Source organism: Cohnella sp. GbtcB17 (genome assembly GCF_019091135.1).
Classification (GTDB): domain Bacteria; phylum Bacillota; class Bacilli; order Paenibacillales; family Paenibacillaceae; genus Cohnella.
On the sequence record NZ_JAGXJW010000025.1, the window covers coordinates 63503 to 77366 of the forward strand.

A 13864-nucleotide genomic window follows, 5' to 3' on the forward strand; every position below is an offset into this window, starting at 1 on the left:
CAGCGGAGCAAAGCCGGGATCAGCCGTGAATGAGCGATTCCGCGCCGTCGATGTAGATGGGCGTCCCGGTAATATGCGAAGACTCGTCGGAAGCGAGAAATTTGACGAGGCTGGCGACCTGCTTGGCGCTTCCGGGCTTGTGGCGAAGCGGCTGATCGCCTTCGGGAAATTCCACCGGAATCGCGATCTCGTCGACCTCGGGCCGGCGATCCGTGTTTTCCCCGATGTTCGTCTCGATCGCGCCCGGACAGATCGCGTTGACGCGGATGCGGTATTTGGCCAGCTCGAGGGCGGCCATCTGCATGAATGCGACTTGACCTGCCTTGGACGTGCTGTAGGCGCTGAAGCCGAAGTTGGAAAATACGCGGTTGCCGTTGATGGAGCTCGTAATGATGATGCTTCCGCCCTGCTTTTTAAGCGCCGGCACGGCGTACTTGACCGTGAGGAAGGTGCCGGTCAGATTGATGCCGATCGTCGTGTTCCAGTCGTCCATGCCCATATCCTCGATCGGCAGGAGCACGCCGTTGATGCCCGCATTGGCGACAACGATGTCGAGTCGGCCCCACGTATCCAGCACCTTCTGCACGGCGGCCTGCATGTCGGCTTCGACGGAGATGTCGGCTTCGACCGGGATCGCTTCGCCGCCGGCTTCGGCGATCTTATGTACCGCCTGCGCCAGTTCGTCGTCGCCGCCCCGTCCGAGCAGCGCCACCTTCGCGCCGTCCCGGGCGAGTCTGACGGCCGACGCGAGCCCGATGCCCGATGCGGCGCCGGTAACCAGCGCGACCTTTCCTGCAAGATCGCCGTTTCCGGCACCGGCTTGTGCAGCGTTAGCCATGTTCGATCGCTCCTTTGATTGGCAAGTTGGTTTTACACAAAAAAGGTATACCCGTCGCTTCGCAAGCTGCAACAACTCGCTCTTCTTCCGCGATGGAATGATGCTATAATGAAGGTTACGATCGCGCGAAGGAGGGAGCCTTGTTGATGCGCAGCAAATGGATCGTCCCGCTCGCGGCGCTCGCTCTGGCGGCAGCCGCTCCCGCGGCCGCGGCAGGCGGCGCGCTGAGCGATTCCGCCGTTGCGGCTGTCGCCGTATCCGCGAGGATCGGAGCGAATGCCGCAGACGCGACAAGCGCGGGCACGTCCGCCGCGGCTGTCCGGGCGTCCGGCGACGCAGCCGCCGAGAACGCCGTGATTCTGCCGGCCAAACAGCGCCGACTGCCTAAAGGGTTCGTCTATCTGGACGAAGTTATCCCCTCGGCCATGTACGACATTCGATATTACAGCGATTACAACTTCGTAGGCGCCCGCGTCGACGGGTACAAGGCACCCTACGCGATTATGACGCAGCAGGCCGCCAAGGCGCTGAAGGCGGTCGCCGCGGATCTCGCCGCCAAAGGCTACAAGCTGGTCGTATACGACGCTTACCGGCCACAAAAAGCGGTGGATCATTTCATCCGCTGGTCGAAGGATCCGAAGGACCAGAAGACGAAAGACATCTTTTACCCGGACACCGACAAGAGCAAGCTGTTCAAGCTCGGTTACCTCTCTTCCAAGTCGGGACATTCCAGAGGCAGCACGGTCGACCTGTCGATCGCAAGCCTTAAGACCGGCAAGCTCGTCGACATGGGCGGCAGCTTCGACTTCCTCGGACCGGTGTCCGCGCACGGGGCGAAGCTCGCGAACGCGACGCAGACGGCAAACCGCAGCCTGCTGAAGAAGGCGATGGAGAAGCGGGGATTCAAGGCATACGGCAAGGAATGGTGGCATTACACGCTTGCAAAGGAGCCGTTTCCAAAGACGTATTTTAACTTCGACGTACAATAGGAGCTGAGGCTGGATGCTGCCAATCGTTGTCGTCGTTGTCTTGCTTTTGTTTTCCGTCATCGCCGCTTTCTCCGATAAGGAGGGCAAGAGGCTCGGCAGTCTGGCGCAGACGGCGACCGTCTTTTGCTTGATATTCGCCGTCTATACGGCCCGCGCGAATGCGCTGCTGTGCGTGCTGGCTGCCGTGTCCTGGACGATATATCAATTTTCCAGATCGGATACGCGCTGGAGACCGTAATCGACTATTTAACGGCAATAATTAAGGCGGTTAATTAATAAACGAAGGATGGTAGACGGCATGCTGGTTGACGTGAAGGACCGACTGGATCAACGACAAATTTACGAGCTGCTCGAGCTATCCGTATTTCCCGACCCGGACCGCGTTATCGAAGTGCTCAGCGAATACAAGCAAAATCCGGAATGGCGTCTGCTCGGCTTCGAGGACGACGGAGAGATCATAGGGATCATCGGCTACGAAACGAATAGCAACCGCGTCGCGACCATTCGTCATATTGCGGTTCATCCGGACGAGCGGGGCAAAGGGTACGGCAGAGGGATGGTGCTGCACTTGCTGAACGCCGCGGATCCCGAACGCATCGAGGCGGAGACGGACGAGGAAGGCGTCAATTTTTACCGCAGCATCGGCTTTACCGTACAAAGCTTGGTCGAAAAATACCCGGGCATCGAGCGTTTCCGCTGCGTGTATGTCGTGTCTTTGGACGAGGAAGAAAACGACTGAGCGAACGGGGGGCGGTGGCTTAAATGCGCGCAATCATCGATTTGTTCGGCTATTTGATATTGGTAGGCGGTACGGTCGTCGGATTTTTGAACGGCTCCGTCACGCTCATCGTCCTCAGCCTATTCGGCGGTCCCGTCTTGCTTGGTTTGTCGCATTTGATCGGCATCGCCGAAAACGTGCAGGCGCGTTTGCTGAACCTGCCGCCGACGCCGGATATGGTCCGAAGCCTTGTTAAAAACGCGCCGAAATTGGTCGTCGACGGCACCGATATCGGCATCGACGTCTATCCTGAGGCGGGCGCCAGCTACGAGTGGCTGGAGTTGGACGGCGAAGCATATATGCGGACGAAGGCGCTTCGCAAATACGTCGAACACGTCGGCAACGGGTACGCGTTCGCGCTGCCGGGCCGCGAGAAGGTCGTTCTTCGTGCTTTGGACCATTATTATGAGGGAGCGCCTGTGTTTTGGAGCGAAGGACATGCCTATGTCATGCTGAGCGCCATCGGGCTCTCGGCCGTCCGGGAGAACGATCGCATCGCGCTCCGGGCGATCCGACCGAGCGATGAAGGCGCATGATCGTTAGGCTGAGCTCGGTGACGACAAGCGTCGCGTTTGGCAAAACTTCGGAGGTGGACCGATGATCCTGCAATCTTCGACGCTCAGCGTCAAGCCCGGCCAAGCAAGCGAATTCGAGAGCAGTTTCCGCAAGGCACAGTCGCTGCTAGTCGGTACGCGAGGCTATATTGCGCATGAGCTCCACAAATGCGTGGAGCAGGAGGGCCGCTACATGCTGCTCGTCAAATGGCAGTCCATCGGCGACCATGTCGTCGGCTTCATGGGTTCCCCCGTCCAAGGGGAGTGGCAGTCCGCGCTGCAGCCCTTTTACGAGCGGGAGCCGGAGAGCGATCATTACATTCGCATCCGTCTGGACTAACCTTATTATGAGGGAAATGAGGGAAAGTGGTGTCGCAGCAACAACAATATCGCATTGAAATCGCCCGGTACGAGGACCTGTCGGACATCGTTGCGATTTACAACTCCACGATCGCGGGCCGGCAGGTGACGGCCGATCTCGAGCCTGTATCGGTCGAGAGCCGGATCGGCTGGTTCGATGCGCATCGGCCGGACCGCCATCCGCTATGGGTGTTGCGAAAAGAAAGATGCGTCGCCGGTTGGCTCAGCTTCTCGTCCTACCATAGCAGGGCGGCATACGATGCGACGGCGGAGCTCAGCATCTACGTCGCCGAATCCGAGCGGGGCCAAGGTCTGGGCGATTTGCTTATCCGCCATGCCATCGCGGCCGCTCCGCCGCTTGGCATCAAGACGCTGGTCGGACTCGTTTTCGGACACAACGAACCGAGTCTCCGCCTGCTCGGCAAGCACGGCTTCGAACGCTGGGGTCTGCTGCCCCGCGTCGCCGAGCTCGATGGCGTCGAGCGGGATCTGGTCATCGTCGGTCTGCGTGTCGGATGAGGCGATGAATGGATCTGTTTTGTAGGTAAATGCGTGGCCAGCGGATTCTGGGCTAGTGGTAGAGGTGATCTGTGCCGCTATCGGGCCGAAGTGCCGCCGCCCGCCAGAAATAGAGGCTTCTGATGCCGCTATTGCTCCGAATTGCCGCCATTGCCGAGTCATAGAGGTGTTCTGTGCCGCTATTGCGCCGAAGTGCCGCCGTGGCCGAGTCATAGAGGTGTCCAGTGCCGCTATTGCTCCGAAGTGCCGCCGTGGCCAAGTCATAGAGGTGTTCCGTGCCGCTATTTCCCCAAAGAGCCGCCATCTACGAGGCATAACGGTACTTTAGGCCGCTATTCGGGCAGACGAGTAAGATTGCGATGCCAATGCTCTTGCAGCGATACGTTCGTGCAAGCCCACGCAGTGCGCTCATGTTTGTTTTTTTCTTTTTACATCCTCCTTCGCGAGGATGTTTTTTTTGTTTTTCTCCGAAAATGCGTATTCAAAAACAAACAAAGATGATATAGTGAAAACAAAAGAAAACAAAACATTTATTCGGAGGTCTCATCTCATGGTTCAAAGCTTGTGGAATTCCTCGGAAGCATCGAAGCAAGAAAACGCGCTGGATCAGCTCGTTTACCGCTCCAACATCATCGGCGCCGATCGCCGCGTCTGCAACTGGGGCGGCGGCAACACGTCCGCCAAGACGATCGTGAAGGATTTCCGCGGCCGCGACGTCGAAGTCATGTACGTGAAGGGAAGCGGCTCGGACCTCGCTTCGATGAAAGCCGGCAATTTCACGGGCCTGCGCATGGAAGACATCCGCCCGCTGTTCGAGAAGGACGAGATGCCGGACGAAGAGATGGTCGCCTATCTCGTCAACTGCATGATCGACGTCAAGCACCCGCGCGCCTCGATCGAGACGCTGCTGCACGCGTTTCTGCCGTTCAAGCACGTCGACCACACGCATCCGGATTCGATCATCAGCCTCTGCTGCGCCGACAACGGCAAGGAGCTGGCGAAGGAAATTTTCGGCGACCGCTTCGTATGGGTGCCATACATCCGCCCGGGCTTCAAGCTGTCCAAGATGATCGCCGAAGGCGTGCTGGCCAACCCGAACGCAGAGCTCGTTCTGATGGAAAAACACGGTCTCGTCACCTGGGGCGAGACGAGCGAGGAAGCTTACGCGCAGACAATCAAGATCATCAGCGAAGCTGAAGCGTTCATCGAAGCGCGTGTGAACGCGGCGACGCTGTTCGGCGGCGTGAAGCACGCGGCGCTGCCGGCCGACGTTCGCCGCAGCATCGCGGCGCAGGTCATGCCGACGATCCGCGGCGCCGTCTCCGACGCCAAGAAAATGATCCTGTCGTTCGACGACGCGGACGACGTGCTGGCGTTTGTCGGCGGCGAGCGCTCGCCGAAACTGTCCCAAGTCGGCGCAGCATGCCCCGACCACCTTGTGCACACGAAGGTTGTGCCGTTGTTCGTCGACTGGACGCCGAACGCGGACGACGTCGAAGGCCTGAAGGCGATCCTGAAGAGCAGCGTCGAGGCTTACAAGGAGCAGTACAAAGCGTACTTCGAGCGCAACAAAAACGAAGGCGACGTCATGTTCGAGCCGGCGCCTCGCGTCATCCTCATCCCGGGCGTGGGCATGATCAACACCGGCAAGAGCTGGGCGATGTCCCAGGTCAGCGGCGCGCTCTACCACCGCGCGATCGCGGTTATGCGCGGCGCCACGGCACTCGGCGAATTCGTCTCGCTCAGCGAGAACGAATCGTACAACGTCGAGTACTGGCCGCTCGAGCTGTATAAGCTGACGCTGGCGCCGGCCGAAGCCGAGTTTTCGCGCAAGGTGGCGTTCATCACCGGCGGCGCTGGCGGCATCGGTAGCGAGACGGCTCGCCGCCTCGTATCCGAAGGCGCGCATGTCGTGCTGGCCGACCTGAACCTCGAAGGCGCGGAGAAGGTCGCGGCAGAGATTAATGCCCGCTACGGCGACAACCGTGCGATCGCGGTCAAGATGGACGTGACGAACGAAGAGGCCGTTCAAGCGGCTTATGCGGCTACCGCGCTCGCTTTCGGCGGCGTCGACATCATCGTCAATAATGCGGGTCTCGCGACCTCCAGCCCGTTCGAAGAGACGTCGCTGAAGGAATGGAACCTGAACATGAACGTGCTCGGCACCGGCTATTTCCTCGTTGCCCGCGAAGCGTTCAAGCTGATGAAGGAGCAGGCCGTCGGCGGCAGCATGGTGTTCATCGGCTCCAAAAACTCCGTCTATGCCGGCAAAAACGCGACCGCCTACAGCGCGGCCAAAGCGCTTGAGGCTCATCTTGCGCGCTGCATCGCGGCCGAAGGCGGCGAGCACGGCATCCGTGTCAACACGATTCTGCCGGACGCGATCCTGCAAGGCTCCGCGATCTGGAACGGCAGCTGGCGCAACGAGCGCGCTGCCGCCTACGGCATCGAGCCTGACCAGCTCGAGGAGTACTACCGCAAGCGCACGACGCTGCTCGTCAACATCTACCCGCGCGACATCGCGGAAGGCGTAGCATTCTTCGCTTCCTCGAAGGCCGAAAAGACGACGGGCTGCATGCTGACGATCGACGGCGGCGTACCGGCCGCGTTCACGCGCTAATCGCCCGCCTGGCGGTTCAATAGCCGACGAAGGAGGAATCGCGCATGCCCCAAGCGACTGGCGAAAAACGCTGGTTCATCCCGGACGCGTATATTCCGGAGCACAGCGCAGGCCAGCTTACGAGCCACGAATCGGTATGCGTGCTGAACACCGCATCCGACGACGCGCTGCTGCAGTTCACTATCTATTTCGAGGACCGCGATCCGATCGAGGACATTCTTGTCGTCGTCCCGGCACGCCGCACGCGCCATATCCGTACGTCCTCGCTGGCCAAGGACGGCAAGAGCATCCCGCCCGGCGTGCCGTACGCGATCGAGGTGCGCAGCGATATCAAGGTCATCGTGCAATACAGCCGGCTCGACGCCACCCAGGCGGAAAACGCGCTCATGTCGGTCATGGCGTTTCCGATCGCCTGACAACCCGAACCTGCAATCACAACCGGCAATCACAATACGATAGCAAGCCCGAGCGGCGCGGCGCACGACCCGCGTCGCTCGCCTGGCTTATATAAGGAGGACACCCACTTGCCATCCACCGATACGACCAAGCAATACGAAGCGGCCAAGGCGCAATACGCAGCTCACGGCATCGACGTCGACGCGGCGCTCAAGAAGCTGTCCGAGATTAAAATTTCCATGCATTGCTGGCAAGGCGACGACGTGCGCGGCTTCCTCAATCGCGACCAGGATCTGACGGGCGGCATCGCCGTTACCGGCAACTATCCCGGCGCAGCGCGTACGCCGGACGAGTTGCGGGCCGACCTGGAAAAAGCGTTATCGCTCATTCCCGGCAAGCACAAGGTGAACCTGCACGCTATCTACGCGGACACCGACGAAAAAGTGGACCTCGACACGATCGAGCCTCGTCACTACGAGCGTTGGGTCGAATGGGCGAAAGCGCAGGGACTGGGGCTCGATTTCAATCCGACTTGTTTCTCCCACGAAAATTCCAAGGACGGCTTTACACTGAGCCATGCCGATCCGAAGATCCGCGATTTTTGGATTGAGCACTGCAAGCGCTCCCGCCGCGTCGGCGCCTACTTCGGCGAACAGCTCGGACAGACGTGCGTCACGAACGTCTGGGTGCCGGACGGCTTCAAGGACAACCCGGTCGACCGTCTCGCGCCGCGCAAGCGCCTGAAGGATGCGCTCGACGAAGTGTTCGCGGAGGAGCTCAATCCGGCGCACAACCTCGACGCGGTCGAGAGCAAGGTTTTCGGCCTCGGTGCAGAAGCGTACACGGTCGGCTCGCATGAATTTTACATGGGCTACGGCCTGCAAAATAACAAGCTGATCTGCCTGGACGCCGGACACTTCCATCCGACGGAGGTCATCTCCGGCAAGCTGTCCTCGCTGTCGCTGTTCGCCGAAGGCATGCTGCTGCACGTGAGCCGTCCGGTTCGTTGGGACAGCGACCACGTCGTCATTCTCGACGACGAGCTGTACGAGATCGGCAAGGAGCTCGTCCGCGGCGACCTGCTCGGCAAGACGCATATCGGCCTCGACTTCTTCGACGCAAGCATCAACCGCGTCGCGGCTTGGGTCATCGGCACGCGCAACACGATCAAGGCGCTGCTCCAGGCGCTGCTCGAACCTACGGATCTGCTTCGCAAGGCCGAGCTTGAGGGCGACTACACGTCCCGCCTCGCGCTGACCGAAGAGTTCAAGACGTATCCGTTCGGCGCGATCTGGGATTATTACTGCGAATCGCAAGGCGTACCGGTCCGCGAGCGCTGGCTCGAAGAGGTCAAGGCGTACGAGCGCGACGTGCTCGCCGCGCGCAGCTGAGCATGGACACATACTGGAGGTAGCTGAGAAATGGCCGACATATTGGCTTACGATCTGGGAGCGAGCAGCGGCCGGGCGCTGCTCGGCAGGCTGAAGGACGGCCGGATCGAGACGGAGGAGCTGCACCGGTTCCCGAACGATCCGGTCCAGGTCGGCGGCAGGCTGCACTGGGACATTCTCCGGCTGCTGCACGAAATGAAGCAGGCGCTTCTCAAGGCCAAGCAGCGTGGCGCTGACATCCAGAGCATCGGCATCGACTCCTGGGCCGTCGACTTCGGCTTTGTCGGCGAGAGCGGGGAGCTGCTCGGCAACCCGTACCATTACCGGGACGGTCATACGGCAGGTATCATGCCCGTGCTTTTCGCCGAGATCCCCGAAACCGAGCTGTTCGCCAGAACCGGCATTCAGTTTCAGCCGTTTAACTCGATTTTTCAGCTGTACGCGCTAAAGACGGCCGGTAACCCGCTGCTGCGCGAAGCCCGGCGCTTCCTCATGATCCCGGATCTGCTGCGTTACTTCCTGACGGGGGAGATGCACGGCGAGTTCACCAATGCGTCGACGACGCAGCTGTTCAGCGCGACGGCCAAGGATTGGGACCAGGAGCTGCTCGCGAAGCTGAACCTGCCGGCGGCATGGTTCGGTCCTGTGCTTGCGCCGGGAGATCGGGCAGGCTCGCTGAGCGAAGCGGTGACCAAAGAGCTCGGCGTGCCGGCGATTCCGGTGTACGCGGTCGCGGAGCACGACACCGGCTCTGCCGTCGTCGCGGTGCCGGCGCTCGACGAACAGTTTGCTTACCTCAGCTGCGGAACATGGTCGCTCATCGGCACGGAGGTGACCGAGCCCGTGCTCACGGGCCGCGCGCGCGAGCTGAACTTCACGAACGAAGGCGGCGCGTACGGCACGTACCGGCTCCTTAAAAACATCATGGGACTGTGGATCGTCAACGAATCGCGCAGAGCCTGGGAACGCGAAGGAAGCGTCTATTCGTTCCCCGAGCTCGTCGCGATGGCCGAGGAAGCGCCTGCGTTCGCCGCCTTCATCGACCCGGACGACGATCTCTTTCTGCCGCCAGGAGACATGCCCGGACGGATCGCCGAGTACTGCCGCCGAACCGGGCAGAAGCCGCCGGAGAGCGCAGGCCAAACGATGCGCATCATTCTCGAAAGTCTCGCGCTCAAGTACCGCTATGCGCTCGAACGGATCGAGGAGCTGACCGGCGTGCAGTATGGCGGCCTCCATATGGTCGGCGGCGGCATCCAGAACACGCTGCTCTGCCGCTGGACCGCGTCCGCGATCGGCAAGCCGGTGTGGGCCGGTCCGGCCGAAGGAAGCGCGATCGGCAATCTCGCGGTCCAATGGATCGCGTCCGGCGAATTGGCCGATCTGCGCGATGCGCGCCGGGTCATCCGCGATTCGTTCGACGTCGCGACCTATGCGCCCGAAGACGCGCTTACGTGGGCAGACGCTTACGGAAAATTCTTGCGGACGACGGCGCTGTCGAAGTAGGATAGAAGAAAGGAGGACGCCGAATGCTCGTCGCGGAACGTTATGAAAAAATCGTGGAGCTCGTTAACGAACGCGGCAGCATCCGCGTGTCCGAGCTGTCCGAGCAATGCGGCGTGACGGAGGAGACGATCCGCCGCGATCTCGATCGGCTGGAGCAGGCGGGACGGCTGCGGCGGTCGCACGGCGGCGCGGTGAGCGTCAAGGATCTGGACGTGCAGACGCAGCCGGAGACGCCTTACTCCGAGCGGGAGATCATCCGCGCGGACGACAAGCGCCGCATCGCCATCGAGGCGATCAAGCTCATCTCGCCGAAGGACCGGATTTTGCTCGACGCGAGCTCGACCGCGTGGTACATGGCGCGCGAGATGCCGGATATTCCGCTCACCGTGCTGACCAATTCCATCAAGGTCGCACTCGAGCTGTCCGGCAAGGAGAAGATCGAGGTCATCTCGACGGGCGGCCAGCTCGCGCGCAGGTCCCTGTCGTACGTCGGTCCGCTCGCCGAGCGCTCGCTCGACGCCTATCACGTCGACAAGCTGTTTCTCTCGTGCAAGGGCGTCCATCTTGAGCGGGGCATCAGCGAGTCCAACGAGCTGCAGGCGCGCATCAAAAACAAGATGATCGGCATGGCGGACAGCGTGTACGTGCTGGCGGATTCGAGCAAGTTCGGCATGCAGGCGTTCACGCACGTATCCGAGCTGTCCGAGGTGGACCGGATCGTCACCGACCGGCGCTTGTCGGGCGAGATCGTGCGCGAGCTCGAGTCCCGGGGCATCGCCGTGAGCATCGCCTGAAGTCGATAGAAGGGCCATGGGATGTCAAGCTATGCAGCAGCGCAGATTCGTCTGCGCTTTTCCTATCATCAACTTGTCTGACAACCTGACAGATCTATTCAAAACCGCGAGGTGTCAAGCTATGAAGGTCTCATTGTTCATCACCTGCCTCGGAGACGCTATTTACCCGCGCGTCGGCGAGGCGATGGTCCGGGTGCTCGCGCAGTACGGCGTGTCGCTCGAATTTCCGAAGCTTCAAACCTGCTGCGGCCAGCCGGCCTTCAACAGCGGGTATTGGCAGGAGGCGCGCGCCAGCGCCAAGACGATTCTCGACGCATTCGAGGACAGCGACTTCGTCATCTCGCCGTCCGGCTCGTGCACGGGCATGATCCATCATTATCCGAAGCTGTTCGAAGCCGATCCGGTCCAGCTTGCGCGGGCGGAACGCCTGCGGGACAAGTCGTACGAATTCACGCAATTTCTCGTCAACGTGCTCGGCGTGACGGACGTCGGCGCCAGCTTTCCGCACAAGGTGACCTATCATCCGTCCTGCCACGGCACGCGGCTGCTCGGCGTCAAAGACGAGCCGATGGCGCTCATGTCGAACGTTCGCGGTCTTACGTTCGTGCCGCTGCCGTTTGCGGAGGACTGCTGCGGGTTCGGGGGCACGTTCGCGGTCAAAATGGCGGACATTTCCGGGGCGATGGTGTCGGAGAAGGTCGATCACGTGAAGGAGACCGAGGCGGAGGTGCTCGTCGGACTCGACATGGCCTGCCTCATGAACATCGCAGGCAATCTGCGTTATCGCGGCGAACAAGTGCGGGTCATGCACCTGGCAGAGGTGCTGGCGGAAGGAGCGGGTCTGGCATGAGCGCGCAAAAAGGCAAAGCGACGGTCAAGGAGCGGGCGAATCTGGCGCTGAACGACGAATTTCTCGTCAAGGCGGTCAAGTTCACGACCGAGCGGCTTCGCAACGGGAAAAAAAATGCCTCGGCGGAGCACGGAAATTGGGATGAATGGCGGGAGCGGGGGCGGCAAATCCGGCTGCATACGATCGCCCATCTCGACTATTATTTGAATTTGTTCGTCGAGAACGCGCGGGCGAACGGCGTGCACGTGCACTTCGCCGACAAGGGCGAGGACGCGGTTGCCATCGCGATGGACATCGCGCAGCGCAAGGCGGCCAAGACGGTCGTCAAGTCCAAGTCGATGGTATCCGAGGAGCTGCACCTGAATCACGCGCTCGAGCAGATCGGCGTCGAGGCGATCGAGACCGACCTTGGCGAATACATCATCCAGCTGGCGGGCGAGATGCCCTCTCACATCGTCATCCCGGCGATTCACAAAAACCGGTACCAGATCGCCGATCTGCTCTCCGAGGTGGCGGGAGAAAAGCTCGAGGCGGATACGACCGTGCTCGCGGGCTTCGTGCGTAAAAAGCTGCGCGAGAAGTTTCTCGAGGCGGACATCGGGATGACCGGTTGCAACTTCGCGATCGCGGAGACCGGCTCGATGGTGCTGTTCGAAAACGAAGGCAACGCGCGTATGGTCACGACGGTGCCCAAGACGCAAATTACGCTCATGGGCATGGAGCGCATCATTCCTTCTTTTGAGGATCTCGAGGTGATGGCGACGCTGCTGCCGCGTTCGGCGACCGGCCAGAAGCTGACGATGTACATGTCGGCGATTACCGGTCCCAAGCGGATGGCCGACGCGGACGGTCCCGAAGAGATGCACATTATCATTGTCGACAACGGGCGTTCGCTGCAGCTCGGCGATCCCGAGTTCCAGGAGCTGCTCAACTGCATCCGCTGCGGCGCCTGCCTGAACGCCTGCCCGGTATACCGGCATATCGGCGGACACGCCTACGGCAGCACGTACAGCGGCCCTATCGGCGCGGTGCTCACGCCGGCGCTCAACAAGAACGTCGCCGAGTGGGACGATATCGCCAACGCGTCGAGCCTTTGCGGCGCTTGCTACGAGGCGTGCCCGGTCAAAATTCCGCTGCACGAGATGCTGATCTACCTGCGGCGGCGCAAGGTCGAGACCGGCAACGGCAAGGCGGTCGAAACGGCCGGCATGAAGGGCTTCGCAGCGCTCACAGGGTCGAGCGCGGCGATGAAGGCGGCGCTTGCGATCGGCAAGATCGGCCAGCGGCTCGTCGTCCGCGGCGGCGAGATCCGGACCAGGCTCGGGCCGCTCAAAGGCTGGAACAGCTATCGGGTGACGCCGAGCCTGCCGAGACGCTCCTTCCGCGACCGCTGGGAGAGGCTCGACCGCGAGCTCGATGCCAAGCGGCCGCCAATGGCGCCGGACATGAAGCGCAGAATGGAACAGATAGTCAAGGAGCGGGGACAAGGAGGCGGCGGACATGGCGGACATTAAGCAGCAAGCCGGTGCGGCCGGCGGAGAGGCGAAGCATGCGGCCTGGCTGGCCGAGATGGAACGTGCGTCGCGGGCGAAGCAGGAGTCGTTCATGAACGGCATCGCCGCGAGGCTTCGTCATCCGCGGATGACGTCGAAGCCGGCGCAGCCGGTGCGCGGCGCGCCTGACTTCTGGCGGACGTTCGACTGGACGCCGGAGGAGCGGATCGAGCGCTTCGAGGCGAACTGGCGGAGCGTAGGCGGGCATACGGCGCGCGCAGCTGATTTGGCCGAAGCCGGCCGCTTTATCGCAGAGCGTGCGCAGGAGCTTAGCGCTCGCATTATTGTGCGGCAGGACCAGGCGGAGCTGGCATCGCTCGGCTTGGAAGCGTCCGTGCCGGAGGCCGAGGTGTCGGTGTGGAACGCGGACGACGACGTTGCCTGGAAGGCGCGGGCCGCGGAGGCCGATATCGGCGTCGTGTTGGCCGATCAGGCGCTCGCCTATACGGGGACGGTCGTCGTGCGCTCGGCTTCGAACAAGGGGCGCTCGGTCTCTTTGCTGCCGACCGTGCTGTTCATCTTGATCCCGGTCGAACGGCTCGGCACGAGGCTAGGCGAAGCGCTTATCCCGATGGACGAAGGCGGACGCGAGGCGCTGCCGGCCGGCGTTCACTTTATCACGGGACCTAGCCGGTCGTCGGATATCGAGAACGATCTGACGATCGGCGTTCACGGACCCGGCGTCGTCTACGCGGTTATTATCGGCTGAAGCGCAG

At 61.5% G+C, this 13864-nt stretch carries 15 protein-coding genes; 14 read left to right on the forward strand and 1 reads right to left on the reverse strand.

The features are described 5' to 3' along the window. Positions 1-19: 19 nt before the first annotated feature. Positions 20-838 carry an SDR family oxidoreductase gene (locus tag KVT38_RS15430; protein WP_217594617.1) on the reverse strand — a complete coding sequence of 273 codons (819 nt, stop codon included), beginning with the start codon at positions 836-838 and terminating at the stop codon, positions 20-22. A 146-nt stretch (positions 839-984) separates the two neighbouring features. Here KVT38_RS15430 and KVT38_RS15435 point away from each other — a divergent pair, with 146 nt between their 5' ends. The 14 genes from KVT38_RS15435 to KVT38_RS15500 all read left to right on the forward strand — a co-directional run bounded on the left by KVT38_RS15435 (position 985) and on the right by KVT38_RS15500 (position 13857). After that, the gene (locus KVT38_RS15435; RefSeq protein ID WP_217594618.1) at positions 985-1827 is read left to right on the forward strand and encodes a M15 family metallopeptidase; all 843 of its coding nucleotides are present in this window, start codon (positions 985-987) and stop codon (positions 1825-1827) included. A 13-nt stretch (positions 1828-1840) separates the two neighbouring features. Next, positions 1841-2065: a hypothetical protein gene (locus tag KVT38_RS15440; RefSeq protein WP_217594619.1), complete on the forward strand. Its 225-nt coding sequence runs from the start codon at positions 1841-1843 to the stop codon at positions 2063-2065. Positions 2066-2125: 60 nt separating this feature from the next. Continuing rightward, the gene (locus tag KVT38_RS15445) at positions 2126-2566 is read left to right on the forward strand and encodes a GNAT family N-acetyltransferase (RefSeq protein ID WP_217594620.1); all 441 of its coding nucleotides are present in this window, start codon (positions 2126-2128) and stop codon (positions 2564-2566) included. A 23-nt stretch (positions 2567-2589) separates the two neighbouring features. Further along, positions 2590-3141: a hypothetical protein gene (locus KVT38_RS15450; protein WP_217594621.1), complete on the forward strand. Its 552-nt coding sequence runs from the start codon at positions 2590-2592 to the stop codon at positions 3139-3141. 61 nt (positions 3142-3202) lie between these two features. Next, positions 3203-3499, forward strand: a complete 297-nt coding sequence (locus KVT38_RS15455) for an antibiotic biosynthesis monooxygenase family protein (protein WP_217594622.1) — start codon at positions 3203-3205, stop codon at positions 3497-3499. A 29-nt stretch (positions 3500-3528) separates the two neighbouring features. After that, on the forward strand, positions 3529-4038 hold the full coding sequence (locus KVT38_RS15460) for a GNAT family N-acetyltransferase (protein ID WP_217594623.1): 510 nt from the start codon (positions 3529-3531) through the stop codon (positions 4036-4038). A 550-nt stretch (positions 4039-4588) separates the two neighbouring features. Continuing rightward, positions 4589-6658, forward strand: coding sequence for a bifunctional aldolase/short-chain dehydrogenase (locus tag KVT38_RS15465; RefSeq protein WP_217594624.1), 2070 nt, complete (start codon positions 4589-4591; stop codon positions 6656-6658). A 44-nt stretch (positions 6659-6702) separates the two neighbouring features. Next, the gene (locus tag KVT38_RS15470; protein WP_217594625.1) at positions 6703-7074 is read left to right on the forward strand and encodes a sensory rhodopsin transducer; all 372 of its coding nucleotides are present in this window, start codon (positions 6703-6705) and stop codon (positions 7072-7074) included. 108 nt (positions 7075-7182) lie between these two features. Continuing rightward, positions 7183-8445: an L-rhamnose isomerase gene (gene rhaA / locus KVT38_RS15475; protein ID WP_217594626.1), complete on the forward strand. Its 1263-nt coding sequence runs from the start codon at positions 7183-7185 to the stop codon at positions 8443-8445. Positions 8446-8475: 30 nt separating this feature from the next. Next, the gene (locus tag KVT38_RS15480; RefSeq protein WP_217594627.1) at positions 8476-9951 is read left to right on the forward strand and encodes a rhamnulokinase; all 1476 of its coding nucleotides are present in this window, start codon (positions 8476-8478) and stop codon (positions 9949-9951) included. A 23-nt stretch (positions 9952-9974) separates the two neighbouring features. Continuing rightward, positions 9975-10745 carry a DeoR/GlpR family DNA-binding transcription regulator gene (locus tag KVT38_RS15485; protein ID WP_217594628.1) on the forward strand — a complete coding sequence of 257 codons (771 nt, stop codon included), beginning with the start codon at positions 9975-9977 and terminating at the stop codon, positions 10743-10745. 121 nt (positions 10746-10866) lie between these two features. Further along, a complete protein-coding gene (locus tag KVT38_RS15490; RefSeq protein ID WP_217594629.1) occupies positions 10867-11595 on the forward strand; it encodes a (Fe-S)-binding protein in 729 nt (242 codons plus the stop codon). Next, positions 11592-13109: a LutB/LldF family L-lactate oxidation iron-sulfur protein gene (locus KVT38_RS15495; RefSeq protein WP_217594630.1), complete on the forward strand. Its 1518-nt coding sequence runs from the start codon at positions 11592-11594 to the stop codon at positions 13107-13109. Before KVT38_RS15490 ends, KVT38_RS15495 begins: the two co-directional genes overlap by 4 nt. Then, positions 13096-13857 (forward strand): LutC/YkgG family protein, encoded by a 762-nt coding sequence (locus KVT38_RS15500; RefSeq protein WP_217594631.1) that lies wholly within the window; start codon positions 13096-13098, stop codon positions 13855-13857. The genes KVT38_RS15495 and KVT38_RS15500 overlap by 14 nt, the downstream gene beginning before the upstream one ends. Positions 13858-13864: the final 7 nt, after the last annotated feature.

Bases quoted from the DNA above. Each gene is read 5' to 3' on its own strand.
- KVT38_RS15430 (WP_217594617.1), bottom strand. From the start codon at position 838: ATGGCTAACGCTGCACAAGCCGGTGCCGGAAACGGCGATCTTGCAGGA.
- KVT38_RS15435 (WP_217594618.1), top strand. From the start codon at position 985: ATGCGCAGCAAATGGATCGTCCCGCTCGCGGCGCTCGCTCTGGCGGCA.
- KVT38_RS15440 (WP_217594619.1), top strand. From the start codon at position 1,841: ATGCTGCCAATCGTTGTCGTCGTTGTCTTGCTTTTGTTTTCCGTCATC.
- KVT38_RS15445 (WP_217594620.1), top strand. From the start codon at position 2,126: ATGCTGGTTGACGTGAAGGACCGACTGGATCAACGACAAATTTACGAG.
- KVT38_RS15450 (WP_217594621.1), top strand. From the start codon at position 2,590: ATGCGCGCAATCATCGATTTGTTCGGCTATTTGATATTGGTAGGCGGT.
- KVT38_RS15455 (WP_217594622.1), top strand. From the start codon at position 3,203: ATGATCCTGCAATCTTCGACGCTCAGCGTCAAGCCCGGCCAAGCAAGC.
- KVT38_RS15465 (WP_217594624.1), top strand. From the start codon at position 4,589: ATGGTTCAAAGCTTGTGGAATTCCTCGGAAGCATCGAAGCAAGAAAAC.
- KVT38_RS15470 (WP_217594625.1), top strand. From the start codon at position 6,703: ATGCCCCAAGCGACTGGCGAAAAACGCTGGTTCATCCCGGACGCGTAT.
- KVT38_RS15480 (WP_217594627.1), top strand. From the start codon at position 8,476: ATGGCCGACATATTGGCTTACGATCTGGGAGCGAGCAGCGGCCGGGCG.
- KVT38_RS15485 (WP_217594628.1), top strand. From the start codon at position 9,975: ATGCTCGTCGCGGAACGTTATGAAAAAATCGTGGAGCTCGTTAACGAA.
- KVT38_RS15490 (WP_217594629.1), top strand. From the start codon at position 10,867: ATGAAGGTCTCATTGTTCATCACCTGCCTCGGAGACGCTATTTACCCG.
- KVT38_RS15495 (WP_217594630.1), top strand. From the start codon at position 11,592: ATGAGCGCGCAAAAAGGCAAAGCGACGGTCAAGGAGCGGGCGAATCTG.
- KVT38_RS15500 (WP_217594631.1), top strand. From the start codon at position 13,096: ATGGCGGACATTAAGCAGCAAGCCGGTGCGGCCGGCGGAGAGGCGAAG.